The 26,741-nt window shown below is 65.8% G+C and carries 15 protein-coding genes; 11 read left to right on the plus strand and 4 right to left on the minus strand.

What is annotated here, in order from left to right:
* Positions 1-5 precede the first annotated feature (5 nt).
* The 3 genes from AC6RV7_RS12950 to AC6RV7_RS12960 all read left to right on the plus strand — a co-directional run bounded on the left by AC6RV7_RS12950 (position 6) and on the right by AC6RV7_RS12960 (position 3,748).
* The gene (locus AC6RV7_RS12950; RefSeq protein ID WP_500094416.1) at positions 6-923 is read left to right on the plus strand and encodes an aldo/keto reductase; all 918 of its coding nucleotides are present in this window, start codon (positions 6-8) and stop codon (positions 921-923) included.
* A 29-nt stretch (positions 924-952) separates the two neighbouring features.
* Positions 953-3,268: a cation:proton antiporter domain-containing protein gene (locus tag AC6RV7_RS12955; protein ID WP_500094417.1), complete on the plus strand. Its 2,316-nt coding sequence runs from the start codon at positions 953-955 to the stop codon at positions 3,266-3,268.
* A gap of 249 nt (positions 3,269-3,517) precedes the next feature.
* Positions 3,518-3,748, plus strand: a complete 231-nt coding sequence (locus AC6RV7_RS12960; RefSeq protein WP_500094418.1) for a hypothetical protein — start codon at positions 3,518-3,520, stop codon at positions 3,746-3,748.
* A gap of 53 nt (positions 3,749-3,801) precedes the next feature.
* On the opposite strand, the gene rnk is transcribed toward AC6RV7_RS12960, so the two are convergent.
* Positions 3,802-4,200 carry a nucleoside diphosphate kinase regulator gene (gene rnk, locus AC6RV7_RS12965; RefSeq protein WP_500094419.1) on the minus strand — a complete coding sequence of 133 codons (399 nt, stop codon included), beginning with the start codon at positions 4,198-4,200 and terminating at the stop codon, positions 3,802-3,804.
* Positions 4,201-4,942: 742 nt separating this feature from the next.
* Between rnk and hpf the strand changes: the two genes are divergently transcribed.
* From hpf to AC6RV7_RS12995, 6 genes are all read left to right on the plus strand, one after another.
* The gene (gene hpf / locus AC6RV7_RS12970) at positions 4,943-5,332 is read left to right on the plus strand and encodes a ribosome hibernation-promoting factor, HPF/YfiA family (RefSeq protein WP_500094420.1); all 390 of its coding nucleotides are present in this window, start codon (positions 4,943-4,945) and stop codon (positions 5,330-5,332) included.
* 276 nt (positions 5,333-5,608) lie between these two features.
* Positions 5,609-7,759, plus strand: coding sequence for a glycoside hydrolase family 127 protein (locus tag AC6RV7_RS12975; protein WP_500094421.1), 2,151 nt, complete (start codon positions 5,609-5,611; stop codon positions 7,757-7,759).
* A gap of 30 nt (positions 7,760-7,789) precedes the next feature.
* Entirely contained in the window at positions 7,790-9,100 is a 1,311-nt protein-coding gene (locus tag AC6RV7_RS12980; RefSeq protein WP_500094422.1) for an MFS transporter, read from the plus strand.
* A 54-nt stretch (positions 9,101-9,154) separates the two neighbouring features.
* The gene (locus AC6RV7_RS12985) at positions 9,155-11,845 is read left to right on the plus strand and encodes an alpha-L-rhamnosidase (protein ID WP_500094423.1); all 2,691 of its coding nucleotides are present in this window, start codon (positions 9,155-9,157) and stop codon (positions 11,843-11,845) included.
* A 120-nt stretch (positions 11,846-11,965) separates the two neighbouring features.
* Positions 11,966-12,775, plus strand: a complete 810-nt coding sequence (locus tag AC6RV7_RS12990) for a fumarylacetoacetate hydrolase family protein (protein ID WP_500094424.1) — start codon at positions 11,966-11,968, stop codon at positions 12,773-12,775.
* Positions 12,776-12,839: 64 nt separating this feature from the next.
* Positions 12,840-16,841: a glycosyl hydrolase gene (locus AC6RV7_RS12995; RefSeq protein WP_500094425.1), complete on the plus strand. Its 4,002-nt coding sequence runs from the start codon at positions 12,840-12,842 to the stop codon at positions 16,839-16,841.
* 11 nt (positions 16,842-16,852) lie between these two features.
* On the opposite strand, the gene AC6RV7_RS13000 is transcribed toward AC6RV7_RS12995, so the two are convergent.
* Genes AC6RV7_RS13000 through AC6RV7_RS13010 form a run of 3 tightly spaced genes read right to left on the minus strand, consistent with a single transcriptional unit; the run spans position 16,853 to position 20,552 of the window.
* Complete coding sequence (locus AC6RV7_RS13000; RefSeq protein WP_500094426.1) at positions 16,853-19,255, minus strand: glycoside hydrolase family 95 protein; 2,403 nt, start codon at positions 19,253-19,255, stop codon at positions 16,853-16,855.
* A complete protein-coding gene (locus AC6RV7_RS13005) occupies positions 19,252-20,373 on the minus strand; it encodes a glycoside hydrolase family protein (protein WP_500094427.1) in 1,122 nt (373 codons plus the stop codon). Before AC6RV7_RS13005 ends, AC6RV7_RS13000 begins: the two co-directional genes overlap by 4 nt.
* A 23-nt stretch (positions 20,374-20,396) precedes the next feature.
* The gene (locus tag AC6RV7_RS13010; protein ID WP_500094428.1) at positions 20,397-20,552 is read right to left on the minus strand and encodes a hypothetical protein; all 156 of its coding nucleotides are present in this window, start codon (positions 20,550-20,552) and stop codon (positions 20,397-20,399) included.
* A 216-nt stretch (positions 20,553-20,768) separates the two neighbouring features.
* Between AC6RV7_RS13010 and AC6RV7_RS13015 the strand changes: the two genes are divergently transcribed.
* On the plus strand, positions 20,769-23,588 hold the full coding sequence (locus tag AC6RV7_RS13015) for a glycoside hydrolase family 2 TIM barrel-domain containing protein (protein WP_500094429.1): 2,820 nt from the start codon (positions 20,769-20,771) through the stop codon (positions 23,586-23,588).
* Positions 23,585-26,710, plus strand: coding sequence for a malectin domain-containing carbohydrate-binding protein (locus AC6RV7_RS13020; protein ID WP_500094430.1), 3,126 nt, complete (start codon positions 23,585-23,587; stop codon positions 26,708-26,710). Before AC6RV7_RS13015 ends, AC6RV7_RS13020 begins: the two co-directional genes overlap by 4 nt.
* Positions 26,711-26,741: the final 31 nt, after the last annotated feature.

The following is a 26,741-nucleotide window of genomic DNA, read 5'->3' on the forward strand; positions in this document are numbered from 1 at the left end:
CCTTCATGAACAAACGCAAACTCGGCCGCACCAGTCTTCTCGTTTCGGAACTGTGTCTCGACACCGCCGCCCTCGGCACCGCCGTGAGTGAGGAAACCTCCTTCGCGCTGCTCAATGCCTATCGCGAGTTCGGCGGAAGTTTCGTCGAAAGCGTCGGCGTTCCGTCGGGTTCGTCGGCAGAACCGCCGTCCGAACAGATCGTGGGCCGGTGGCTCAAGCGCCGCGGGATTTCTCGCGACCAGATCACGCTGGCCGCGCGCCTGCCGCTCGCGCGGCCTTCCGGCGGCGGCACGATCTCGTTTGTGAATCTGATCCGCGAAGCGTGCGAAAGCTCGCTGCGGCGGCTGCAGGTCGGGCATGTCGACCTCCTGGTGTTCGACTGGGACGAACGGTTGGTTCCGGTCGCCGACGTGATCGAGGCGTGCGATATGCTGATTCGCGCCGGGGTGGCCCGCTACGCGGTGGCGCGGGGATTTCCGGCCTGGCGCGTCGTCGACTCGCTGCATCGCTCGCGGTTGCGCAACCAGTGCCGGTTCGAGGCCGTGCAGGTGGACGGTCCGCCGCTGGCGAATGCAGGTTTCGAGCAGGATGCGCTGGCGATGTGTCATGAGCACCGCCTCGGTTTCATCGCGCGCCAGACGGCGGGCGAGGGAGCGGCCCTTCATTTCGGAGCGGGCCTTCTTGACGGAATGGAAAGCGAGATTCGCGCCGCCGCGGAACGTCACGGGCTCGCGCGCGCGCAGGTCGCGTCGGCCTGGCTGCTGCGGCATCCGGGCGTCACGGCGCTCACGATCTCGCCGGCGACATTGGGCGATTTGGATGAGGCGGTCCGGGCCGCGAAGGCCGTGCTGATCGAGACGGACGACGGTTCGTTCGCGGATTCACGCGACCATCGCGATCCGGTGGAAAATCCTCTAAGCTGAGCGCGGGGCCGCCGGAATTATTTCCCGCCATGCAAGGTCTCAATCTGCTCCAGGATCTCGCGATCCTTCTTCTCGTCGCCGGTGCGGCGGGGCTCCTGTGCAAGCGCATCGGGCTCTCCGTCATCGTCGGCTACCTTGCCGCGGGCATGATCATCGGACCGCACACCCCGCCGTTTTCGCTGATCACGGACGGGGAGCGGATCCTTACGCTTTCGCACATCGGTCTGGTGTTCCTGATGTTTGGCATCGGGCTCAACTTGAGCGTCTCGAAGTTCGGAAGAATGGGCGCCGGCACGCTGGTGGCGACGGGTCTCGGCGCGATCGGGGTGCTGGTGTTGACGCAGCTCCTGGGGGCGGCGGCGGGCTGGACTTCGCTGCAATCGACGTTTGTCGCCGCGATGTTGATGGTGTCGAGCTCGGCGGTGATCGCAAAGGTCGTGGCGGAGCAGAAAATCATGCACGAGCGCCCGGCGCAGACCGCGCTCGCGGTGACGGTGCTCGAGGACGTGGTGGCAGTCGCGATGCTCACGATCCTGACCAGTCAGGTCGTCGCCGGGGCGGGCGAAAGCGGCGGATTGGGGCGGGCACTCGGAGCGATGAGTGCGTTCGTCGTGGTGCTGATCGGCGCCGGTTTGCTGCTGATCCCCCGGCTGCTGCGCCGGCTCGAGACGCGCACGTCACCAGAGATGCAGACGGTGATCGTGGCGGGGCTGTTGTTCGCCCTCGCCCTGGTGGCCGCGAAGGCCGGCTACTCGATTGCGCTGGGTGCGTTCCTGTTCGGTGCGATCCTGGCGGAGATTCCGCAAAAGCGCGCGTTCGAGCGGGCATTTCGCGGGCTGCGCGACGTGTTCAGCAGCGTGTTTTTCGTGTCGATCGGACTTATGATCAATCCGCAGAGCCTGGTCGGCGTGTGGCCGACGGTGCTGGCGATCACGGCGTTCGCCCTCGTGGCGCGCCCGGTGGCGTGCTCGCTGGCGCTGATTGCGGCCGGCATGGAGCCGCGTGAGGCGAAACGCGCGGGGTTGCTGCTCACACCGCTGGGCGAGTTTTCCTATATCATCGTGCAACTGGGCGTGACCGCCGCCGTGTTGCCGGAAACGTTTTATCCGACCGCGGTCGGCGCCTCGATTCTCACGATCTTCGCGCTGCCGCTCGTCTGCCGGCAGCGCGAAAAAATCGTCGGCTTTATCGAACGCATCGAGCCACGCTGGATCACGCGCACGCTGGCCGCGTATCACGACTGGTTGTCGCAGGTGCGCGACCGGCCGGCGACGACGCCGCTCTGGCGCCTGCTGCGACCGCGCCTTGGCCAGATTGCGATCGAGGCCCTTTTTGTCAGCGGACTGCTGATCTATGCCGAGAGCCTGCTGCGAGCGGTCGCCGGTTTGATTCCGGCGGTCGATCACCGCACCGTGGCTTACGGATTCTGGTCGGCGCTCGTGATCCTCCTGCTCGTGCCGGTGGTGGCGATGTGGAGGAATGCTTCGGCGCTGGCGTTGTTGACGGCCGAAACGTGGAGCGGCGGCCGGCTGCCGTCCGCTGCGATCGAGAACGCGCTCAAAGGCATCGCGTTGGTGGCGCTGGTGACGTGGCTGTATTTGCTGCTGCCGCGGAGCCAGTTCGATTGGGCCGGGTGGTTGTTCCTCGCCTTGGGTGCGGCGGTGGTGACGTTCCTTTTCTCGCGGCGGCTCGTTTACTGGCACAGCGAATGGCAGACCTCGGTGCGCGAGGTGCTGGCGGATCGCCGCGCGGATGCGGGAGAACTGCGCGCCGAAGCCCGGGCGGCGCTCGATCGGAATCTCGGCCGGTGGGACGTCGTCGTCGCCGAGATCGCGCTGCCGGCGGCGGCCGCGGCGGCGGGACGCACGCTCGCACAATTGAGGCTGCCGGCCGACTTTGGCTGCGCGGTGCTGGAAGTGGAGCGCAATGGACGGCCGCTCTACGCGCCCGCGGGCGATTTCGAGTTGTCGGCGGGAGACACGCTGCTCGTGTTCGGTCCCGCGGAACGCATGTCGGAGGCGCGGCGTTTTCTGGAGCGGGTGGCGGACCTTGCGCCCGAATCCGCGACGTTCGGCCCGGCGGTGCTCGGCGCCTGCGAGGTCGGTGAGGGCCCGGCGGTGAGTTTGGCGGCGCTGCCGGTGGGCGACGCGGCTGTTCGCGTTGTCGGAATCGAACGTGATGGCCGCCGCATCATGACGCCGCCGCCGGACGAGTGTCTCTTGCGCGGCGATCGAATTCTCCTGCTCGGGCCGGTGGAAAACATCCGGAGGTTTGAACGGTGGCTCGCGCGGCGACGCCATGCCGGTCCGACGAGCGCTATCCACTCCGTCGCGGAACATGCCTGAGCGTCTTTTCCCATCCGTCCACTTCACGGCAATGATGCGTGCCGTCTGCCCCACGCCATCCGGCCGTGCGCCGGTGTTCGATTATCGCCGCTGAGTTTCGCAGCGGCGGGATCGGGCGCGCCGCGCCGGCCGGAGTGCTGACCGACTCGCAAGCCGCCCTCGCGGGCGGCGACGGCTGCACGCGCGATCCGCGGGCGCAGCCTCCTCGTTTCAACCCTCTGGAGCGACGAAACCGCTCGTATTCAAATCATGCATAATCCTACCAACTCGAATCTGAGTAACAACAACCTCCGCCGCATGCAGGGCTGGGCCCGAGCCGTCTATCCCGACTGGCAGGACCGCTGTGCCATCGTGGTCGAATACCTCTCGCAACTCGACGAGGACACCGCGGCTGCGCTGATCCGCAAGGGATGGCCGGATGTGTTTGCCGTCGCCGAGCGCGAGTGGCCGGAGGCCTTCGCGGTGACGACGACGGAGTAATCCCTCGGACCGAACGTCGCGACCCTGCCGCATGGCAGGGTCGCTGACGCTCGTCACAGCGAGGCGGGCACGGCGCGTTTCACCTGACGGATCTTGAGGCGTCGCACGCCACCCGGGGTGCTCCAGCTCACTTCGTCGTTTTCCGCGAAGCCGAGCAGAGCGGTGCCGATGGGGGCGAGGACCGAGAGCTTGCGTTGTTCGACGTTGGCCTGTTCGGGAAGGGTGAGGGTGTATTCCTCGATCTCGCCGGTCGCGAGGTCCTCGATTTGCACCTGCGCATTCATGGTGACCACGTTGGCGGGCACCAGGTTCGGCTCGAGCACGACGGCACGGTCGAGTTCCTCGCGCAGTTTCTGCAGCGTGGGACTGCGTCCGGAGGTGGAGACCGCGTCCAGCAGCAGGCGGAGGCGGGCATTGTCGTCGGTGGTGATGTAAATCGGTCGATCGTTCATGAGATTAGGGGTTGAAGGTTTTTGGAGTTCAGCGGCCGGCCAAAGCCGGCCGGAAAGCGAAAAGCGGGAATCGTCGGGCGCGATCGCGCGAAGAGCCGCGGGCTGATGGAAATGCGCCCGGTAAACCGCCCCTGAGATGGGGCGAATCAGTCGCCCGTGTCAGGTTGCGGCCCCGGGTGAACCCGGAAAGAGGAACCGCGCCTGCCCCCCTGCCAACGGCAGCGGGAAGCGACTCATATAATTCTGTGCGGCGGCGAATTCCACTTCGTCCGCACCTGTGATCCGGAAATAACGATTGTCAACGCAAAGCTGCGCCGTATTTCCGGGAAGACCTGCCCGCGCGCCGGAGCGCAGTCGTGGAAAATAAAACGGGAATTACCGCTATTTCTGACGGCGGTCGCCTTGACTCTTCATCGACGCCGAGCATCGATGGAGGTGTCATGACGCAGCCCAATATTGAAAGAGCTCCGCATGGTTTTCCCACGATCGCCGGTCTGGCGATTTCCCGCGGAGTGGGCTGACGGATCCGCTGGCAGCACGGCCCGGGCGGGACTTGTGCCGACCGGGCTGCCGGTGACGACCGGTGGCTGACAGCGCAGTTTTCCCGGGCCGGCCTCGCGTCGGTGTCCGGTTGGTTAGGTCAGCTGAGGCGTTCTTCAACGCTTGCTGGATGGAGAACGCGATTAGTCCCCACAGTGAGAAACCGCGCGCCGCATGCGGCGCGCAAAGAGAAAGGATCAACATGTCGTCTCCCTCGTCGTCTGTGCGCCCCGCCAAGCTGGTGTTCCGCGGCATTCACCTTGATCTCACCGAAGCCATGCGAGCCTCGCTCGCGACCAAGGCCGAACGTCTTTTTCGCCATGAGCCCGCGATCATCCAGCTGCGGATCGATGTCGCCTGCGAACCCACCCGTGCCGGCCGCACGTTTGAAGCGCGTGGCTACATCGACATCGCGGGCCCGGACCTCGCCGCGTCCACCCGCAACGACGACGCCTACCTCGCGATCAGCCTGTTGATCGGCAAGCTGGATCGCATGTTGAGAAAACGCGCCACGGCCCAGCGGCGTCACCGCCACACGGAAGACATCCGTGTCCACTCGGCTGAACTGCAGCCCGCAGGCGAGCTCGTTTGAACCGGCGGGTCCCGTGGGTTGACCGCCGGGACCGCGCACCGCCGCCGCGGACGGCGGTCATCAATCCCGCAGAGTAGATCGCCGCGTGGCCGTCGAGGCGCGCGGCGATCTTACATTTCGAGCAGAGTCGCGCGCGAAACGCAGTAGAGCGGCGCGAGCGGGCGGGGTATGCTGCCATTTCTTGCGGCGCCGCTTGTCGGCGCGGGAGGCCGCCTTCGCTTCAGCAGTGGCATCCCGCGTAACGGAGTGGACCGGGACCCCTGCCCCCATTTTTCCGTGAATCCGTTTCGTCCCATCCCTGGCATTGTTTTCGGCGACCGTGATTTTCCTCCCGACGAACCCGCCGCCAAAACGCCAGTGCGAGTGGGGAGCGTGATCCTTCGGCTGGCCCTCGCCGTGGCGATGGGCCTTCTCGCAAGCCACGAGGTGCAGGCCGGCGCGCGGAGCCTGGTCGACACGACGCGTTCCGCGGCGGCGAAAATGTATATGGTGGATCTCGGCGACGTGCGCTGGAATGGCGGTCTCCTCGGCGAACGTTTCGAAACCTGTCGCGTGACGATGATCCCGCACATGTGGGACATCTTCATCGATCCGGTCGCCAGCCATGCGTGGGATAATTATCTGATCGCCGCCGGCCTGAAGGAGGGAAGTTTTTCCGGACCGCCGTTCAACGACGGCGATTTTCTGAAATGGTTCGAAGCGCTCGCGCAGGTTTACGCCGTCACCCAGGATCCGGCGATCGACCGGCAGATGGACGAGATCATCGCGGTGATCGCGAAGGCGCAGCGCGAGGATGGCTATCTGCACACGCAGACGATCATCCCGCAACGGCAGGGACGGAAGGCGAGGGAGTTCGCCGATCGCGAGCACTTCGAGACCTACAACATGGGGCACCTCATGACCGCCGCCTGCGTGCACTATCGCGCCACCGGAAAATCCTCGCTGCTCGACCTCGCGCGCAAGGCCGCCGACTACATCGAACGCCTATGCAAGAACGTGCCCGACGAACTCGCGCGCAACGCGATCTGCCCGTCGCACTACATGGGCGTGATCGAGCTTTATCGTGTTACCCGCGATCCGCGTTATCTCGAACTCGGCCGGCAACTGATCGAGATTCGCAGCCTCGTGCCGGCGAAGGACGGCAGCGATCAGAACCAGGATCGGATGCCGTTTCGCGCGATGACCGAAGCGGTCGGACATGCGGTGCGCGCCAACTACCTTTACGCCGGCGTGGCAGACGTGTTTGCCGAAGCGGGCGATCCGACGCTCTTCAACACTCTCGAGACGATCTCCCGGAACGTCGCCGGCCGGAAACTCTACATCACCGGCATGACGGGCGCGCTCTACGACGGCGCGTCGCCCGACGGCGTCGATCACACCCAGCACAGATACATTAAAACGATCCACCAGGCTTACGGTCGCGACTACCAGCTGCCGAACCTCACCGCCTACAACGAAACCTGCGCGACGATCGGTTACGGCATGTGGCTGTGGCGGATGCTGACGGTGACGGGCGACGCCGCTTACGCCGATCTCTTCGAACAGGCGCTCTACAACGGCATCCTCCCGGGCATCAATCTGGACGGCGACCGCTACTTCTACGTGAACCCGCTCAAGAAGCTCCACGACTTCGACGTGCCGCTCCGCTGGTCGCGCACGCGGATGCCGAACATCAAGGCGAGCTTCTGCTGCCCGCCGAATGTCGTGCGCACGATCGCGGAGGCGCACAACTACGTGTATTCGCTTTCCGATGACACGCTTTGGGTTCACCTGTATGCGCCCAACACCCTCGATACCGCCTGGACCGGCGGCGACCGGATCCGGTTGCGCCAGGCAACGGATTATCCGTGGAGCGGCGCGGTTAAACTCACGATCGATGACGCCCCGGCGCGCGCGATCGCGGTCAAACTTCGGATTCCCGGCTGGTTGCGCTCCGGCCAGGCACGCGTGCGGGTCAACGGCCAGGCCGTGGACGCGGAACTGAAGCCCGGCAGCTACGCCGAGGTGAAACGCGTGTGGCGCGTGGGCGACGTCGTTGATCTCGAGCTGGATTTCAGTCCGTCGCTCTGGGAAGCAAATCCGCTGGTCGAGGAAACCGTCGATCAGGTCGCGGTGAAATACGGCCCGCTCGTCTACTGCGTGGAATCGAACGATCTGCCCGAGAGCGTGCGGCTGCAGGACGTCGCGCTCGCACTTGGCGATCGTCCGCTGGCATTTCGTTCCGAGCGCGCGGAGATTGCGGGAACGAGCGTGCTTGCATTGACGGTGCCAGCCGTGGCGCGGCGGCGCGCGGCGTGGACCGGCGATCAGCTTTATCGTGAAGTGAAGCCTGCCGCGCCGCGGGAGTTTACGTTGAAGGTCGTGCCGTATTACGCGTGGGGGAATCGTGGCGACACGGAGATGAGCGTCTGGATTCCCGTTCGTTGAGCCGAACCTGTTTCTCTTTCCCCAAAACTGATGAGCCACATCGCCCCGGCCCCTTCCGACGAAAACCTCGAACCCCTCCGCGCCACCGCTCCCGACGAAACGGAGCGGATCTCGCGACAACAATGGAAATGGTCCGCGCTCGCCGGTATGGCGTCGTATCTCGATGCGGGTTCGATCGTGGCGCTGGGTGCCGGGCTCGCGGTCTTTCAGACGTATTTGAATCTCAGTGACGGCGCGATCGGCGTGCTCGCCGCGATCGGCCCCAACGCCTTGGGCTGCGCGATCGGCGCGATCGTCGGCGGCTGGCTCGGCGACAAGCTCGGGCGCAAGTTCATCTATCAATACGATCTGATGGTCTACGCTGCGGGCATCCTGTGCATCGCGCTCGCGATGAATCGCGAGATGCTGTTTCTCGGCACGTTCGTCGTCGGCCTCGCGGTCGGCGCGGATGTGCCGACGTCGCTCGCACTTGTCGGCGAGATCGCGCCCGCAAAGGCGCGCGGCAAGCTGCTCGGCTTCACGCAGGTGGCGTGGTGCCTCGGTCCGGTAATCGTGCTGTGGCTCGCGCTGGCGCTCGCGCCGCTCGGCCTGCTCGGGATTCGCATCGTCTTCCTGCACCTGTTTGTCGCCGCGATCGTCACGTGGGCCTTGCGCCGCGGATTGGCGGAATCGGCTCGGTGGAAAGAGGCGGCCCGGAAAAAGACGGCGCGCAGCCCCGTGCGGGCGTTGTTTTCCGGCTCCAATCTCCGCGCGCTGATCTGGACCGCGACCATTTATCTTTTCTGGAACCTGGCCGCGGGCACGGCGGGCATTTTCAATCCCTACATCATCCGCACGCTCAACGCCGGCAGCCAGGCGGCGAGCGTCGGGCTCTCGAGTGCGGCGTTCATCATCATGCTGCTGGTGACAGTGACCGTCTTCATGCGCTTCTCCGACCGCAATCACGCCACGCGCAAGCGGCTGTGGGGCATCGGCGCGATCATGCAGGTGACCGCGTATGCGCTGTTCCTGCTGCTGCCGTTCAACATCCCCGTGATCGTCGCCAACATCGTGCTCTTCTCTGCCGGTGCGGCGCTCGCGGGGGAGGCGTTCTACAAGGTGTTCAGCCAGGAACTTTTTCCGACCATGCTGCGGAGCACCGCGCAGGGTTTCACCTTCGGCGTCGCGCGCACGATTCTCGGCATCTGGAGTCTGTTCGTGCCGATTCTTGCGCGTGCCGGCATCGGGGAGGTCGCGGCGTTGCTGACGTTGTTCCTCCTCGTCAGCGGCGTGGTCGGCTACTTCTTCATGCCCGACACCTCCGGCAAATCGCTCGAACAAATCGAAACCGAGCGCGCCTGACGCGCGGCGTCGTTTCGCTTCCGGCGCGTCCTCGCTTAGGGTTGTCTTCCCCTCATGTCCGCCACGCACGTCACGCATCTTCGCTGCGAATATCTCGTCGATCCGCTCGGCATCGATGAACGCGCCCCGCGCCTGAGCTGGGCGCTCGCGTCGGACCGCCGCGGCGCGCGTCAGCTCGCGTATCGCGTGCGCGTCGCCAGCACGCCGGAGCAACTCGCTCGTGGCGGGGCCGATCGCTGGGACAGCGGCCGCGTGACGAGCGATCAAACGACACACGTGGTGTATGCCGGCGCGCCGCTCGGCTCGCGCGAGGTGTGTCATTGGGAGGTGGAAGTGTGGGACGAAACCGGTGCGGCCGTGCGCTCGGCGCCGGCGCATTGGTCGATGGGCTTGCTCTCGCCCGCCGACTGGAGCGCGCGCTGGATTGCCGCCGATCCGGAGATCGTCCGGCGCGACCCGGACGCGATCGCGTCAACCTTGCACGACTGCGGCACGCCGGCGGTGTTGCGGAGAGACTTCGCCGTATCCGCCGAAGTGCGACGCGCGACGCTTTACGCCAGCGCACGGGGCGTGTTCGAGTTGACGCTGGGCGGACGGCGGGTCGGCGAGGACCTGTTCGCACCGGAGTGGACCGACTACGACAAGCGCATCCATTTTCGCACCTATGACGTGACGCCGCTCGTGCGACCGGGAGCCAACACCCTCGGCGCCACGCTCGGCGACGGGTGGTGGAGCGGCTTCGTCGGCTGGCAGGAGCACCGCGGCCGCTACGGCAGCCTCGAGAATAGCCTGCTGGTTCAGCTCGAAGTCGAGCTCGACACGGGCGAGCGCCTCCTCGTCGGCACCGACGCGTCGTGGTTATGTGCGACCGGGCCGATCCTTTCTTCGGATTTCATGATGGGCGAAGTGTTCGACGCGCGTCGCGTGGCGCGCGATTGGCTGCCCGTCCGCGAAGTCGCGCCGCCGAACGCGGCGCTGGTCGCGCAACGCTCCGAAAGGGTCCGCGTGACCGAAACGCTCGCGCCGGTTTCGCGGCATGAGCTCCGGCCGGGCGTGTTCGTCTACGATCTCGGACAGAACATCAGCGGCTTCGTGCAGTTGCGGCTCCACGGCGTTCCCGCCGGCACGCGGATAACGCTCCGCCATGCCGAGCGGCTGAACCCCGATGGCACACTTTACGTCGAGAACCTGCGCCGCGCGAAGGCGACGGACGTCTACATCGCAGCCGGCGCGCCGGAGGAAGTCTATGAACCGCACTTCACGTTTCACGGTTTTCAATATGTGGAGCTCAGCGGTTTTACGGGCACGCCGCCGGACGATCTCGTGACGGGCTGTGTGGTGCATTCGGCGACGCCGCCGGCGGGCGAGTTCGAGTGTTCGCATCCCGACGTGAACCGGCTTTGGCGCAACGGCGTGTGGTCGCAGCGCGACAACTTTCTCTCGGTGCCGACGGATTGTCCGCAGCGCGATGAGCGGCTCGGCTGGATGGGCGACGCGCAGGTGTTTTTGCGCACGGCGACCTGCAACATGGATGTGGCGGCGTTCTTCACCAAATGGATGATCGACGTGGAGGACGCGCAGACGGCGGACGGGATTTTTCCGGACATCGCGCCGCGCCTGCGCGAGGACATTCACTGGACCGGCGTCGGCGATCTCGGCGGTGCGGCGGGCTGGGCGGACGCGGGCGTGATCGTGCCGTGGACGATCTGGCGCGTTTACGGCGACGTGCGGATCGTCGAGCGGCACTGGCGCGCGATGACGGCGTGGCTCGATTACCTCGAACGCACGAATCCGGACGGGCTGCGGACCCGGGACCTGCACAACAACTACGGCGACTGGTTGTGCATCCCGACCGACACGAGTTTCGGCACGCATTCGCCGATGAAGAACTTCCTCGCGACGGCGTATTGGGCGGACGACGCCGCGAAGATGGCCACGATGGCGCATGCGCTCGGGCGCGACAAGGAGGAGAGGCGTTTTCGCGCGATGTTCGAGCGCGTGCGGACGGCGTTTCAACGCGAGTTCCTGCGCGAGGACGGCCAGCTGACGGTCGAGACGCAGACCGCGTATCTGCTCGCGCTCGCGTTCGATCTTCTGCCGGAGGCAATGCGCGCGCGCGCGACCGAACGGTTGGTGGCGGACATCAAGTCCCTCGATTGGCATCTCAGCACCGGCTTCATCGGGATCAGCCATCTCAATCCGACACTGACGCGCAACGGCCACGCCGGCGTGGCCTATCGCTTGCTGGTGCAGGACACGTTCCCCTCGTGGCTGTATCCAATCAAGCATGGCGCGACCACGATCTGGGAGCGGTGGAATGGGTGGACGCACGAAGAGGGTTTCTTCAATCCGGCGATGAACTCGTTCAACCACTACTCGCTGGGCTCGGTGGGCGAGTGGCTGTTCCGTCACGTCGCGGGGATCGAGCTCGACCCCGAAGTGCCGGGCTTCCGGCGTTTTCGCCTGCAGCCATTTGTCGGAGTCGAGTTGGGCTTTGCGCGCGCGCGGTATCGGACGATGCACGGGGAGATCGCGAGCGAATGGCATCGCGAGGGCGAAGCGCTGACCTGGACGTTTCAGGTTCCGCCCAACACTCGCGCGAGCGTGTTTATCCCCAGTGAGGGCGGCACGCCGGTGGTGGCCGACGGATTGACGATCAGCGGCCGCGCGGACGGCTTCGCTTTCGCCGAGGCGGAGCCCGGTCGCTACACCGTGCACAGCACGGTGCGTTTGCGAGCGTGTTGAAAGGCGAACCGGCGGCAGCGCGAAGTCTCTCACGGCGGCCTTGTATCTCGCGCGCGATGCGGCTGCGATCTGAACGGCTGCTCGAGCGCGGGACGGCGTTATCCTGCAATCAAATTACTCATGAAAATCATTCGTTATCTCGATCCCCGTGGCGCGTTGAATTTCGGCGCCGAACAGCCCGATGGTTCCGTTCGTCGGATTGACGGCGATATCTTCGGCGCGTTCTCCGTGAGCGGTGACCCCGCCGACGTCGCGAAGCTGCTCGCGCCCGTCGCGCCGACGCAGATTCTCTGCATCGGGCTGAATTATCGGCGGCATGCGGAGGAGACGAAAGCGAAGCTGCCGGAGCGGCCGATTCTCTTCGTAAAAAGCCTCAACGCGCTGCAGCACCCCGGCGATCCCATCCTTCTGCCGACGCATCTCGCAAGCGCGGAGGTCGACTACGAATGCGAGCTCGCGGTGGTGATCGGTCGCGCGTGCAAGAACGTGAGCCGCGCCGACGCGCTCAAGTATGTGCTCGGCTACACGTGCGCCAACGACGTGTCCGCCCGTGACTGGCAGATTCGCTTCGGCGGTGGTCAATGGTGTCGCGGGAAATCTTTCGACACGTTTGCACCCCTCGGACCGCGGCTCGTCACGGCCGACGAGATTCCCGATCCGCAGACGCTGAAGATTGCCACGATACTGAACGGCGAGCGAGTGCAGGACTGGAGCACGTCGGACATGATTTTCGATGTCGCGTCGTTGATCGAATTTCTCAGCGGCAGCACGACGCTGGTGCCCGGCACGGTGATCCTGACGGGCACGCCGCACGGCGTCGGCATGGCGGCGCAGCCGCCGCGCTGGTTGCGCGCCGGCGATCGCGTTGCCATCGAGATCGAACGCATCGGCACGCTCACGAATCCGGTAGCCTTGGAAGGCCGCGCCTGACGTATCCGCCCAATCGATGCACGTTCCGTCGTCGGCGCGACGAGTCTCTGAAACGCGATTCTTGATGAAATTTCGCCTCGCTCTGCTTCCGCTGGTCGCTGCGGGCATCGCCTTGACGTCGGGAGTGGCCGCGCCGCGTCCGCCGGCCGATCCCCTTGCGTCGGCGTTTACGAACCCGCCGGCGAGCGCGAAGCCGCAGACCTTCTGGCATTGGATGAACGGCCACGTGACGCGCGACGGCATCACGCGCGATCTCGAGGCGATGCAACGCGTGGGCCTCGGCGGCGCGATGATCTTCGACGGCAGCACGTATCTCCCGGCCGGGCCCGCCGCGTATCTCGGGCCGGACTGGCGCGCGCTGATGACGCACGCGTTTCAGGAGGGCAGCCGGCTGGGCTTGAAGATCGGGATGCACAACGGTCCCGGCTGGTCCAGCAGCGGCGGCCCGTGGATTTCGCCGGAACATTCGATGCAGCAACTCGTGTGGACCGAAACCACCGTCGACGGCGGCGGCCGGGTGAACCTCGCGCTGCCGCTGCCGCAGGCGAATCTCGGTTTTTATCGCGATGCACGCGTGATCGCGTTTCCGGCGTTGCGCGGCGAGGAAACGCGTTATGAGGACGAAATTGCAGTGATGCGAACGAGCGCCGGCGTCGAACTCGATCCGCAGGTGTGGAGCGATCGGCTGGCGGATACGTTCCAGCGGCTCGCGGCGGATGAGTCCGTCACGATCGAGTTCCTGCGGGACATGGAATTTCACGGACTATCGGCGTGGCCGACGGCCAGGGGAAAATTCCCCCGGCTGCAGGTCGAAAGCTCGCGCGACGGCGAAACCTTCGAACCCATCGCGACGGTCGCAAATCCAGGACGCCACGGCATCATCGCGCCAGCGGTGCGGAGTTTCGCGCCGGTGCGGGCTCGGTTCATGCGCGTGACGCCGGCGACGGACGGCGAAGTGGCGGATTTCATCCTTCATCGGACACCGCGGCTCGCGGATTGGCCTGCCAAGGCGAATCTCGACTACCGCGTGTCTGCCCAACTGCGGCTGCCGGAAGGTGCAGCCGGAGCAGCCATCGATCCACGAACGGTAATCGACCTCACCGCGCACACCAGAGACGGCCGGCTGGATTGGGATGCGCCGCCCGGAGCCTGGACGATCCTGCGCGTGGGGCACACGACCACGGGGAAGGAAAACGTGGCGGCTTCGGCCGCGGGGCGCGGACTCGAATGCGACAAGATGGACCCGACCGCGACGGAGTATCACCTCAATCACGTGATTGCCCGGGTGGTGGCCGACGCGGCCGCCGCGGGGACCCGCGGGCCGGAGGCAATCACGATCGATAGCTACGAGGCGGGGATGCAGAACTGGACGGCGCGGTTTCCGCAGGAATTTGCCCGGCGGACCGGGTATGAGATCACCGGATACATCCCGGCGCTCCTCGGCCGGATCGTGGGTGATGCCGGCATCACCGAGCGCTTCCTCTACGATTTTCGCCGCGTGCAGGCGGAGCTGATGGCGGAATACTATTACGGCCGGATGGGCGAACTCGTGCGCGCGCGCGGGATGCGTTTTTACGTCGAAGGCTACGGGCCGGGCAATTTCGACGAGTTGAAAATCGCCGGATCGCCGGATGTGCCGATGACGGAGTTTTGGACGCGCACGCCGTGGACGCCCAATCGCACGGTGAAGATGGTGACCTCGGCGGCGCACGTTTACGGCAAGCCGGTCGTCGCGGCCGAGGCGTTTACCGGCGAGATGCAAACCTCGCGCTGGCTCGAATATCCATATGCGCTGAAGCTTCTCGGTGACGAGATGCTGGCGCAGGGTGTGAACGAATTCGTGTTTCACCGCTACGCGCACCAGCCGCATCCGGACGCGGTGCCGGGGATGACGATGGGTCCGTGGGGCTTTCATTTCGAGCGCACCAACACCTGGTTCGCGCAGAGCGGCGCGTGGCTGACGTATCTGACGCGCACGCAGGAGCTGCTGCGGCACGGCACGTATGTGGCCGACGTCCTCTATTTCACCGGGCTGCGTTCGCCGGAGCCGTCGCAGTATGCGCAGCCGGTGCTGCCCGTCGGTTACACCTACGATTTGATCAACGCCGACGCGCTGCTGCACCGCGTCCGCGTGGAGGACGGGACGTGGGTTTTGCCTGACGGGGGGCGCTACCGGCTGCTCGTGTTGCCGCCCGATCTCGAGGCGATGACGCTCGCATTGGCGCGGAAACTGAAGGAGGGCGTCGAACACGGTGCCGCGTTACTTGGACCGAAACCGCGTTTTTCGCCGACCCTCGTCGGTCATCCCGCGAGCGAGGAGGAAATGCGGAAACTCGTCGACGCACTCTGGGATTCGAAGCGCGAAACGGGTGGACGCGTGTTCGAAAACAAAACCATCGGGGCGGCGCTGACGGAGCTGAGGGTCGCGCCGGATCTTGCGTTCAGCGGAACCGCGCCCGACGCGGCGTTGGCGTGGCAGCACCGGCGGTTGGCGACCGGCGATCTTTACTTCATCGCGAACCGCCAGCGGCGCGTCGAGGACGTGGTCATTTCGCTCCGCGAGATGGCGGGCAGACAGCCGGAAATCTGGCGACCTGAAACCGGCGAGAGAACCGACGCGGTGGTTTTCGGGCGCGACGGCAAGCGGGCGCTCGTGCCGCTCCGGCTGGAGGCCGGCGAGTCCGTATTCATTTTATTCCGACGACCCGCGGAAACCGGAGCGCCGTGGCTGACGCGCGACGGCCAGCCGGTCGTGAGTTCGATCATGCCCGAGCCTCGGGCTAAGGCGCCGGCGAATGATTTCACCATGGCGATCTGGGTGAAGCCGGACACCGATCTGCGGGCGATGCCGAAGGAATCGACGGACGGACGGATCGACGAGGTGGGGAAGTATTACGCGATCCCGGCGGATCCGGGCGACCGGCGCTTCGGCCCCGGGCACGCCACGACCGGCTTGGCGGTCGGCCGCAACGGCATCTTCGTGGTCGAACGTTCGGACGCCGACTGCCCGGCGGTGCTCGTCTCCGCGCTACCGGTGTCGGGCTGGACGCATGTGGCGGTGGTCTATCGCGAGGGCACGCCGCGGCTCTATGTCGACGGCAAGTTCGTGCGCGAGGGCCGGCGCAGCGGAAAAACGGTGCATTCGGGCGTGGGTTCGCCACCGCCGCCCGTGGACTACCGGCTGCATTTTCCCGCGCTCGAGCGACTGTATCGCGCGGCCGGCGAGGAACCGCCGCCCTCGCGGGGGCTCGTGTATTTTTTTGAGGGAAATTCCGCGCCGGCGACGGATCTCCCGCGGGCGTTGGACGAGGGGGAATTGCAGGCGCTCGTGTCACAGGGCGTCCCGCTGCCGGCGATGCCAACCGTTACTGAACTCGGGCGGGATGCGAGTGGCAGCGCGAGCGCGCTCGTTTGGAAAAGCGGTCGATACGAACTCGGCCGTGCGCGGGCGGACGTCGAGGTGGCGTCGCCGATCGCCGTCGACGGACCGTGGCGGGTCGAGTTTCCGCCGGGTCACGGCGCGCCGGACGTGATCGAACTACCCGAGCTCGCGTCGCTGCACCGACACGAGGATCCGGGAGTCAGATATTTTTCCGGCACGGCGACGTATCGAAAAAAATTGGATATTCCCGCGTTATCTCTTGGCGATGACCGCCGCGTGATCCTGGATCTCGGGCGCGTGGAGGTGATCGCGGCCGTGACGGTTAATGGCCGCTCTGCCGGTGTGGCTTGGAAGGAGCCCTACCGCCTCGATATGACCGAACTGGTGCACGCCGGTGCGAACGACCTCGCGGTCGCGGTCTCGACGCTCTGGACCAATCGCCTGATCGGCGACGAACAGTTGCCCGCCGAGGACGAGTTCGGACTGCGCGATGAGCGCGGACAGGATCCGCATGGCATCGTGCGTTTGCCGGACTGGTATCGTCGCGGCGAGCCGAAGCCGCCCGGCGGCCGCACGACGTTCGCGACCTGGCGTTTCTACGAAAAGGATGAGCCGTTGGTGGCGTCAGGCTTGCTGGGTCCGGTGCGAGTCTTCAATCCGCGACGCGTGACGTTTGAGCCCTGAGCGACGGCACTTCAGGGCGCGAAGATGAACGGCGGCGCGGTCTCGGCGGAAAACGACGCGTTCGCGGTGCGCTCGCCATAGCGCACGCGCGTCTCCCTGCCGCCGACGCTGCGAACGGTGGCGGACGTGAGCCGGCCGTCGCGCCACGCGAGATCGACTTCGAAACCGCCGCGCGCGCGCAGGCCGCGAACTTCGCCCTCGGGCCACGCGGTCGGCAGCGCGGGCAGAAGGAGGATTTCATCGGGCGAACTTTGCAGGAGCATTTCCGCAATCGCGGCCGTGCCACCGAAGTTGCCGTCGATTTGGAACGGCGGATGCGCGTCGAAGAGATTCGCGTAGGTCCCGCCGCTCCAGCGTTGTTGCGATGTTTCGGCATCGGCGGGTTTCAATGCCTGGCGCAACAGGCGGTGCGCGCGATCCCCATCGCCCAGCCGCGCCCACAGCGCCATCTTGAACGCGAGACTCCAACCCGTGCCGCCATCGCCGCGGACCTCGAGCGAGCGCCGCGCGGCGGCGGCGAACTCCGGCGTATCGCGCGGGGTGATCTCATTGCCGGGATACACGCCCCAGAGATGCGCGACGTGGCGGTGCTGCGGATCCGCTTCGGGAACTTCCTCAAGCCACTCCAGGATACGTCCGTCGCGGCCGATCCGCGTGGACGCGAGCCGGTCGCGGGTCGCGACGAGCTGGGCGCGCAGATCCGCATCCGTGTCGAGCAAACGCGCGGCTTCGCTGCAGGCGCCAAAAAGGTAACGGAGTAATTGCATGTCCGCGGTCGGTCCGAGGCAGACATGCGCCGGTGTGCCATCGGGCAGGAAGAAAGCATTTTCGGGGGAGTTCGACGGCGCGGTGACGAGGTATCCGGATTTTGGATCCTCGATGAGCATGTCGAGGTAGAACAGCGCCGCGTCCTTCATGATCGGATACGCCCAGGCGAGAAACGCGCGGTCTCCGGTGAAAAGATAGTGATCCCACAGATGCTGACAGAGCCACGCCGAGCAGGAGACGGTCGAACCCCAGCTCGCGGACTCGCCCGGCGAGGTGAAGCCCCACGGATTGGCGAGGAGGAACGCGACCCAGCCGCGCGCGTTGTAGTAGGTTTTGGCCGTTTTCGCGCCGGGCTCCGGAAGGGAAGCGATCAACGCGAAGAGCGGCTGGTGCAGCTCGGAGAGATTCGTCACCTCCGCCGGCCAGTAGTTCATCTGCACGTTGATGTTGGTATGCCAGTCTCCGTTCCACGGCGTTTGAATCTGGTCGGCCCAGATGCCCTGCAGATTGGCGGGCAAACCGCCGGGACGGGAGGATGAGATCAAAAGATAACGGCCGAAGTTGAAGTAGAGTGCGGCCAGCGACGGATCCGGTTTCCCGGCTTGAAACCGGCGCAGCCGTGCCGGCGTTGGCAGCGCGGCGAGAGCGTGGTCGGCCGGCCCGAGTTGCAGCGACACGCGGTCGAAGAAACGCCGGTAATCCGCCAGGTGCTCGCGCCGGAGCGTTGCGTAATCATGGGCGAGCGCTCGGCGAAGGTCCTCGGCAGCGGTCGCGCCGGCATCGGACACCCGTCGGCCCGCAAACGTGCGGATGTCGGTGGCGGCGGTAACGATCAGTTCGACCTCGTCGGCCGCTTCGACGACGAGAACGCCGTCATCCGCGGAGACCTTTCCGCCCTGCGCGCGAACCTTCAGCAGCGCGGCGTAGCACACCCCTCGGTCGCCGTTGTAGCCGTCGTTCAGCTGACCGCTCAGGCGCAGCGTGGAGGCGTTCTCCGCTGTGACGCACGCGCGCTCCGGCCGGGAGAGGGTGGCGCGAAACGAAAGCCGTCCCGGCTCGCTCGCGGTGAGTCGCACCACGATCGCTTCGGTCGGTGCGCTGACGAACGCTTCGCGCACGTAGGTGACGCCGTCGCGCCGGAAGCTCACCCGGGCGACCGCGTCGGCGAGGTCCAACTCGCGCCGGTAATCCACTGCCTCACCGGATCCGTTCGAATCCGAGAATTCGATACGCAGGTTGCCGAGTGTTTGATAGCAACCGAACGGGGCGTTGGCGGCCTGGCCGCGATTCGAGCCGCGTCCGGCGCAGGTGAAATGCTCGTTCACGAGCGCCTCGGCTTCGGCGTTCCGACCGGCGAGGAGCAGGCGGCGGATTTCGGGCAGCGCGTCGGCGGCGCCGGGGCGGTCCGCGTCCTGCCGCGAGCCGGACCACATACCGCTTTCATTCAGCACGATTCGCTCCTCGTCGATGCCGCCGTAAATCGTCGCGCCGAGCCGGCCGTTGCCGAGTGGGGTGCCTTCGAAAAGTGCGGTCGCGGGCGCGTCGAGCCAGACAATGCGCGATTCAGACGGAGGCGTCGCGCGGACCATCGCAAGGAGTCCGAAGGAGGCGAGCAGGGCGGGCAGCGAGCGAAAGGACATCGTCATGGGGTGACGCGGCGGAGATCGCGTGAGGTGGCGAGCGCGATGACGCGGCCTTTGTCGCCAACCGCGCAGTAGAAATGATAAACCACCCCGTCGTGTTTCAGCAGCCAGGGCTTGTGCGCGAACTGCCGGTCGTAAGGTTCGCTCGGCTCGACGAGGTGCGGTCCGTCCCACTTCGTCCAGTGCACGAGATCGTAGGAGCACGCGAAGGTGTCGAAGGCGTTCGGCCTCCAAAACGCGCCGAAGTAAAACATCACCCAAACGTCGCCGATCTTCGCGATCTGCGGATCGCCGCTGATCGCCCAGCGCGACGCGCCGACATTCTCGATCACCGGCTCGCGGCCAAGACGATGCCACCTGCGGAGATCGCGCGAGACGGCCAGGCCGATCGCCTCATGGCCATTCGGCGGCGCCTTGCCGTTGTAGAACATGACAAATGGCCACCCGAGCGACTCAGTCGCGTCGCGGATGATCGCGCTTTTGTAGAGGGTCGTCGTCTCGAACGCGCGCACGTCGCCCTGCTCGCGATGGAGCACTGGATTTTCCGGCAAACGCGTCCAGGGCCGGGCGACGGTGGGCGACGTCGTCCACGCGAGTCCGATCGCGAGCGGGTCGGGTTCGTAGCCGTGTTGGGCGCCGCCAAGAAACGACATCCAATAGCGCCCTTCGAACGGTGACAACGCGTGGGAGCCCTCCCAGTTGACATCGTAGAGCGCGAGACCCCCGTCCGCCTGCCACGGGTCCCAGCCTTCGCGGCGAAACGGCAGAACGGGGCCGAGTTTCTCCCAATGCAGGAGGTCGTCGCTGCGCGCGAGACACGTCTGGTAGCCAACCTTGTCCTTGTTCGCGGCGTAGAGCAGATACCAGCGGCCCTCGTGACGAAACACGTTGGGGCAATCGACCAGCTCGCCGGCTTCGCCTTTCAGCACGACGCCGTATTTGAAGGGCGTGCGCACTTCGTCGTGAATCTGCTGCATCACCTCGGCGGATACCGGTCGCGGAGGCAGCGGAGGAAAGGGCAGGACCTCGCGGTCGCCCCGCGCAGCGGCGGCGAGCAGCAGGCCCAACGCGGAGCCGGCGAAGATCCGGCGGAGAGGCGCAATCGAGGGGAAAACAACCATCGGCAAAACCTCGTCAGGCGCGGTTAACAGGTGATGACGGCGCCGCGTCGGGCGGCGTTGAGGAGATTCGGACGCCCAGTATCGCCCCACGCGAGCGCACGGACGCGGGGATTGGGGGCCGCCGGAAGTCCGGCGAATGCGGCGACGAAGGCGAGCAAGGCGAAACGCGGGGACGGCATGCGACGACGGGTTCGACGCCGTGAATCCGGACCGGCGCCGCGAAACCTGCAAGCTTCCAGGCCCCCGTTTGTCCCATATTTTCCGCGAGTTGTGCCTGCTTTCTAAGGGTGAACGGAGTGGGGTTTGACGAAGCGTGCGAAGCTGCCGTGGAGTTTCGGCGGAACACAAGTTCCCCGTCCGACCCCGCGAGTCCGAACCCCCGCTTTCCTTCAGCCATGTTTCGCCTGATCGCTTCTCTTTGTATCCTGAAATTCGTGACAGCCGTCGCGGTCGCGGGCGCGACGGAGCGGCAGTATTTGTCCGGCCGCGGCAGCGACGATCCGGTGCGCTGGGATTTCTTCTGCACGGAAGGGCGCAACAGCGGCGTGTGGACGCGGATCGATGTGCCGTCGTGCTGGGAGTTGCAGGGTTTTGGGAACTTCGATTACGGCGTCGAGTTCCGACCGAGCCAGCGCATGCCCGAGCGACTCCGCCAGCCGCAGGAGGAAGGGATCTATCGCCGGACGTTTCACGTGCCTGCCGCGTGGCGGGACCGCGCGGTGGACATCGTGTTCGAAGGCGTGTTGACCGACGCCGAAGTGAAGATCAATGGCGTGCCGGCGGGAGCGCCGCATCAAGGCGGTTTCTACCGTTTCCGTTATGCGATCGGCGGGCTGCTGCGCTTCGATGCACCGAACGAGATCGAGGTGCGCGTCAGCAAGCGTTCCGCCAACGCCAGCGTGAATCGCGCCGAACGCTTCGCCGATTACTGGAATTTCGGCGGCATCTTCCGGCCGGTGTGGCTGGAAGCGAAGCCGGTGCAGCACCTCGAGCGCATCGCGATCGATGCGAAAGCGGACGGACGCTTTTACGCGGATGTTTTCCTCGGCGGGGAGATCTCCGCGGATCGTGAGGTCGTGACGCAAATCGAGACGCTGGCGGGCGAGAAAGTCGGCGAGCCCGCGGTCGTCGCGGTGCCCGCCGGCGCATCACGCGTGACGGTGAAAACGCAGGTGTCGCAGCCCGCGACGTGGACGGCGGAGACGCCGAACCTTTATCGCGTGACGGTGACGCTGCGAGGCGGGGACGCGGCGACGCCGGCGCACACGTTGACGGAGCGATTCGGCTTTCGAACGTTCGAACTGCGGCCGGGCGACGGGCTGTATCTCAACGGCAGCAAGATCACGTTGAAAGGCGTCAACCGTCACAGCTTCTGGCCGGAGACCGGCCGGACGCTTTCCCACGAGAGAAACCGCGAAGACGTGCGGTTGATGAAAGAGGCCAATCTGAATGCGGTGCGAATGTCGCACTATCCGCCGGATCCCGAGTTTCTCGATTTGTGCGACGAGAGGGGGCTCTATGTGTTGAACGAGCTCGGCGGGTGGCAGGCGTCCTACGACACGCCGACGGGCCGGCGGTTGATCGCGAGTCTGGTGACGCGCGACGTGAACCATCCGAGCATCCTGTTTTGGGACAACGGCAACGAAGGCGGCGAAAACACCGAGAACGACGACGAGTTCGCAAAACACGATCCGCAGCAGCGTCCGGTGCTGCATCCGTGGGCACATTCGTTTCGCGGCATGAACACGCGACACTATCGCGAATATGAGGAGACGAAGCGATTCGCCGAGGGACCGGAGATCTTCATGCCGACGGAGTTTTTGCACGGCTTGTTCGACGGCGGCGCCGGGGCCGGACTCGACGATTTCTGGAAAATCATGGGCGAGCGTCCGCACGCGGCGGGCGGGTTCTTGTGGGACTGGGCGGACGAAGCGGTGCGACGCGACGATCTCGGGGGCAAACTCGATCCGGTGCGCGATCTCGGCGCCGACGGCATCGTGGGGCCGCATCACGAAAAGGAAGGAAGTTTTTTCACGATTCGGGAAATCTGGTCCCCGGTGCAGGTCCCGCTCGCGGAGCTGCCGGTGGACTTCGCCGGCGAGCTGCCGGTGAGAAATCGTTACGATTTCCTGAACCTTGAAACAGTGACGTTCGAGTGGCGGCTGATGAAGTTTGCGCCGCCGGGCGCGCTGCTGTTTCACCGCACGCTCCTCGCGCACGGACGATTCCAAGGGCCGGATCTGCCCGCGCGCGCAGACGGAAAGTTGCGCGTGCCGCTGCCGGCGGACTGGCGCGAGGCTGACGTGCTTTATTTGGCGGCGTTCGATGACCGCCAGCGCGAGCTCTGGACCTGGAGCTGGCAGTGGAAAAGCGACGTCGCCTCGATCGGGCACGCGTCGTCCAGCGAATCGGCCGTGAGTCTCGTGGACCACGAGCGAGAACTCCTGGTGGTCGTGGGCCGTAATGCGGTGCGTTTCGACAAGACCACCGGACGGCTCGCGGGCCTTGAGCGCGACGGCCGGCGGATCTCGCTCGCGAACGGGCCGCGGCTCGTCGCCTACCGGCGAGTGGAGCGCAGCTTCGTGCCGGTCGAGCTGCCCACGGCGAAGCTGTTGCGTTTCGACACCGCGCGCGCCGGTGACGCGGTGACGGTGACCGCGCGGTATGAAGGCGCGTTGCGCGAGGTGCGCTGGACGATCTCGCCGGACGGCGACGTGCGGCTGGATTACGAGATGGAAGGGCCCGGCAGCGTGGATATTCTCGGCGTCGATTTCGATTACCCGGAAGAAAAGATGCGCTCGAAAGAGTGGCTCGGCGGCGGGCCCTATCGCGTGTGGCAGAATCGCCTGAAGGGAACGCAGCTCGGACGTTGGGATTTTCCCTACAACGATCCGATTCCGGGCGTGAGTTGGGAGCAGCCCGAGTTCAAAGGTTGGTTCTCCGGGTGGCGGTGGATGGCGTTTACGACGACAGAAGGCCGGTTCGTTTTTCTCAACGGGGGCGGTCAGCCGTATGTCGGCGTCTATTCGCCACGCGACGGGAAAAACAATCCGGTGCTCGTGCTGCCGCGACTCGGGCTCGGGGTGTATCAGGCGATCACCGGGATCGGCACGAAAGGATCGAAGCCGGACGCGCTCGGGCCGCAGGGACGGCCGAAAATCCTTTCAGACCCGGTGCGCGGCTCGCTCGTGATTCGTCTGCTGGACCAACCGTGAAACGCTGCGGCTGGCTGGGAATTGTCCTGCTCCTGGCCGCCGTCGTTTCGGCGGCGCGGGGCGCGACGTCTGAGGATCCCCGGCGCGAGTGGTCGCTCGAGGCGGGCTGGCGAACGTGGGCGGGGGACAGCGCGGCGGAGGAGCCGGTGGGTTTTGCGTGCACGGATTTTGACGACCGTTCCTGGCGGCAGGTCGACGTGCCGCACAACTGGGACGACTACGATGGGCTGCGGCGGCGCGTGCACGGGAACCGTCACGGCACCGCTTGGTATCGGCGCAGCTTCGACGTGCCGGCGACGGAACGCGGTCGGCGGGTGTTTCTCTTTTTCGAAGGCGTGGGTTCGTATGCGACAGTGTGGGTAAACGGCCGCGAGGCCGGCCGGCACGCCGGCGGTCGGACGACGTTCACGCTCGAGGTGACGAATCTCGTCCACGCCGGCGAAAACGTTCTCGCGGTGCGGGCGGATCATCCGGCGGGCATCACCGATCTGCCGTGGGTGTGCGGCGGTTGTGCGCGCACGCCGGGTTTTTCGGAGGGCAGCCAGCCGATGGGAATTTTCCGGCCGGTGCGTTTGATCACCACGGGCGCGGCGCGGGTGGAGCCGTTCGGCGTGCACGTGTGGAACGATGCCGATGCGACCGCGGAGCGGGCGATGGTCCACGTCGCCACCGAGATCGATCGAGGCGTAAACACGGACGGAGTGGAGATCGCCACCCGGCTGCTCGCGCCCGATGGGCGAACGGTCGCGAAAGCGTGGAAAGAGCTGGCGGCGGGAACGGAGACGCGGGTGACGCAGACCTTTCCGCTGCCGGATGTGACGCTCTGGTCGCTCGAGCATCCGACGCTTTACACCGTGGAAACGGAGCTCTGGCAGCAAGGCCACGCGACGGACCGGGTGCGGACGACCTTTGGGATTCGCACGGTGCAGTGGCCGGATCCGACGGCGGCGGAGAGCGCGCCATTCCGGTTGAACGGCGAGCCGGTGTTCATTAACGGCACCTGCGGCTACGAGCACGTGCTCGGCGGCAGCCATGCGTTTGGGGCGGAGCAGATCCGGACGCGCGTGCGGCAGGTGCAGGCGGCGGGGTTCAATGCGTTTCGCGACGCCCACCAGCCGCACAACCTGCGGTATCAGGAATACTGGGACAAGGCCGGCGTGTTGTGGTGGCCGCAGTTCGTCGCGCAGGTCTGGTTCGATACGCCCGAGTTTCGGGCGAACTTCAAGCAACTGCTCCGCGAGTGGGTGCGCGAGCGGCGGAACAGTCCGTCGAATGTGCTCTGGGGTCTCGCGAACGAAAGCAAACTGCCGGAGGACTTCGCGGCCGAGTGCGCCGCGCTGATCCGCGAACTGGATCCCACGGCGTCGTCGCAGCGCCTCATCACGACATGCAACGGCGGTCAGGGCACCGATTGGAATGTGCCGCAGAACTGGACCGGAACCTATGGCGGCGATCCGCGCGAGTATGCGCAGGATCTGTCGCGTCAGCGGCTGATCGGCGAATACGGCGCCTGGCGCAGCCTCGGGCTGCACAGCGAAGGCGGATTCGTTGCGGACGGACCGCGCAGCGAGGATCGCGCGAATGCGCTGTTCGAAATGAAAATCCAGCGGGCAGAGTCGGTGAGCGATCGCGTGCCCGGGCATTTTCACTGGCTCCTGGCCACCCACGAGAATCCCGGTCGCGAGATCGGAGCGAAAGGACAGCAGGGCACCGACGGCTGGGAGGAGCTCGACCGGATCGGACCGGCGAACAACAAGGGACTGCTGACGTTGTGGGGCGAGCCGACCGATGCGTTTTATCTGTATCGCGCGAGCTATGTGCCGGCGAAAAAGGAGCCGATGGTTTACATCGTGTCGCACACCTGGCCGGAGCGGTGGCGCTCACCGGGCGTGAAAAGCGGAATCAAGGTTTACTCCAATTGCGACGAGGTGGAGCTGTTCAACGGCGTCAGGGAGAACTCGCTCGGCGTGCGCCGGCAGCGGGGGCCAGGCACGGCGTTTTGCTGGGACGACGTGGAGATCGCGACGAACGTGCTTTATGCGGAAGCGCGGCAGGGCGGTCGCGTGGTCGCGTGCGATGCGATTGTGCTGCGCCACCTTCCGGAAGCGCCCACGCGCTGGCGGTTGAACGGCGAGATCGAGGATCTCACCCGCGGCGAAGCGGGTTGGAACTATCTTTACCGGGTGAATTGCGGTGGCGGCGATTTCACGGATGCCGCTGGTCAGCGCTGGAGCGCGGACACGGATCTGGCGCCGGGCCGGCCGTGGGGGTCGAGATCCTGGGCGGCCGCAGATCCGGAGTTGCCGCCGCGGCTCGGCAGCCAGCGGGAGAGTTTCGATCCGGTGGCCGGCACGCGCGACGAGGCGCTGTTTCAAACCTATCGTTACGGACGCGAGAAATTGAGCTACCGTTTCGCCGTGCCGGACGGCGAGTATCGCATCGAACTTTATTTCCTCGAGCCGTGGTATGGCCGCGCCGGAGAAAACGCGGAGGGCTGGCGGCTGTTCGACGTGGCGGTGAACGGCGTGACCCACCTGCGCGACATCGATTTGTGGCGGGAATCTGGATACAGCCGCGCGGTCAGGAAAATCATCACCGCGCGCGCGGTCGACGGCCGGCTGGAGATCTCGTTTCCGCGCGTCGCGTCGTATCAGGCCGTGATTTCGGCGATCGCGATCGCCACGCGAGATTCGAACGCCCGCGTGCCGCAGGTCACGGCGTGGGCGAAGCGCACGGCGCCGCGGACACCGGTGACAGCCATGAGCCGTCGCGTGGATGCAGTTCCGGCGGTGACGTTTCCCGTTTCATCGGCGCGGATCGAATCTTACGCCGACGCGCTGCGCCTGAGTTGGACGATCGAGACCGGGCTCGGCGGCGGGCACGAACTGCGCGTGCGCTACGCGAGCGCTGCCGGGCCGGTGCTCGCGGAGCTGAGCATCGCCAGCACCGACGGTTCAATCGTGGAGACGCGGCGCTGGGAACTGCCGGCCACCGGAGGCCGCACAAGAGAAAGCGGACCGGCGGAAGAATGGAGTTTCAACGCGGGACGCTACACGGCGCGGTTGACGTTGCGCGGCGAGGCGAGAAACGACGTCCGCATGGAGGCCTTGTTGCTCCGATGAGTGAGTTCGCGGGCAGTTTCCGTGTGGAAAC

The organism is Opitutus sp. sgz309028 (assembly GCF_059821195.1).

Excerpts from the sequence above, each read along its gene's own strand:
- AC6RV7_RS12950 (WP_500094416.1), top strand. The coding sequence starts at position 6 with ATGAACAAACGCAAACTCGGCCGCACCAGTCTTCTCGTTTCGGAACTG.
- AC6RV7_RS12955 (WP_500094417.1), top strand. The coding sequence starts at position 953 with ATGCAAGGTCTCAATCTGCTCCAGGATCTCGCGATCCTTCTTCTCGTC.
- AC6RV7_RS12960 (WP_500094418.1), top strand. The coding sequence starts at position 3,518 with ATGCATAATCCTACCAACTCGAATCTGAGTAACAACAACCTCCGCCGC.
- rnk (WP_500094419.1), bottom strand. The coding sequence starts at position 4,200 with ATGAACGATCGACCGATTTACATCACCACCGACGACAATGCCCGCCTC.
- hpf (WP_500094420.1), top strand. The coding sequence starts at position 4,943 with ATGTCGTCTCCCTCGTCGTCTGTGCGCCCCGCCAAGCTGGTGTTCCGC.
- AC6RV7_RS12980 (WP_500094422.1), top strand. The coding sequence starts at position 7,790 with ATGAGCCACATCGCCCCGGCCCCTTCCGACGAAAACCTCGAACCCCTC.
- AC6RV7_RS12985 (WP_500094423.1), top strand. The coding sequence starts at position 9,155 with ATGTCCGCCACGCACGTCACGCATCTTCGCTGCGAATATCTCGTCGAT.
- AC6RV7_RS12990 (WP_500094424.1), top strand. The coding sequence starts at position 11,966 with ATGAAAATCATTCGTTATCTCGATCCCCGTGGCGCGTTGAATTTCGGC.
- AC6RV7_RS12995 (WP_500094425.1), top strand. The coding sequence starts at position 12,840 with ATGAAATTTCGCCTCGCTCTGCTTCCGCTGGTCGCTGCGGGCATCGCC.
- AC6RV7_RS13000 (WP_500094426.1), bottom strand. The coding sequence starts at position 19,255 with ATGACGATGTCCTTTCGCTCGCTGCCCGCCCTGCTCGCCTCCTTCGGA.
- AC6RV7_RS13005 (WP_500094427.1), bottom strand. The coding sequence starts at position 20,373 with ATGGTTGTTTTCCCCTCGATTGCGCCTCTCCGCCGGATCTTCGCCGGC.
- AC6RV7_RS13010 (WP_500094428.1), bottom strand. The coding sequence starts at position 20,552 with ATGCCGTCCCCGCGTTTCGCCTTGCTCGCCTTCGTCGCCGCATTCGCC.
- AC6RV7_RS13015 (WP_500094429.1), top strand. The coding sequence starts at position 20,769 with ATGTTTCGCCTGATCGCTTCTCTTTGTATCCTGAAATTCGTGACAGCC.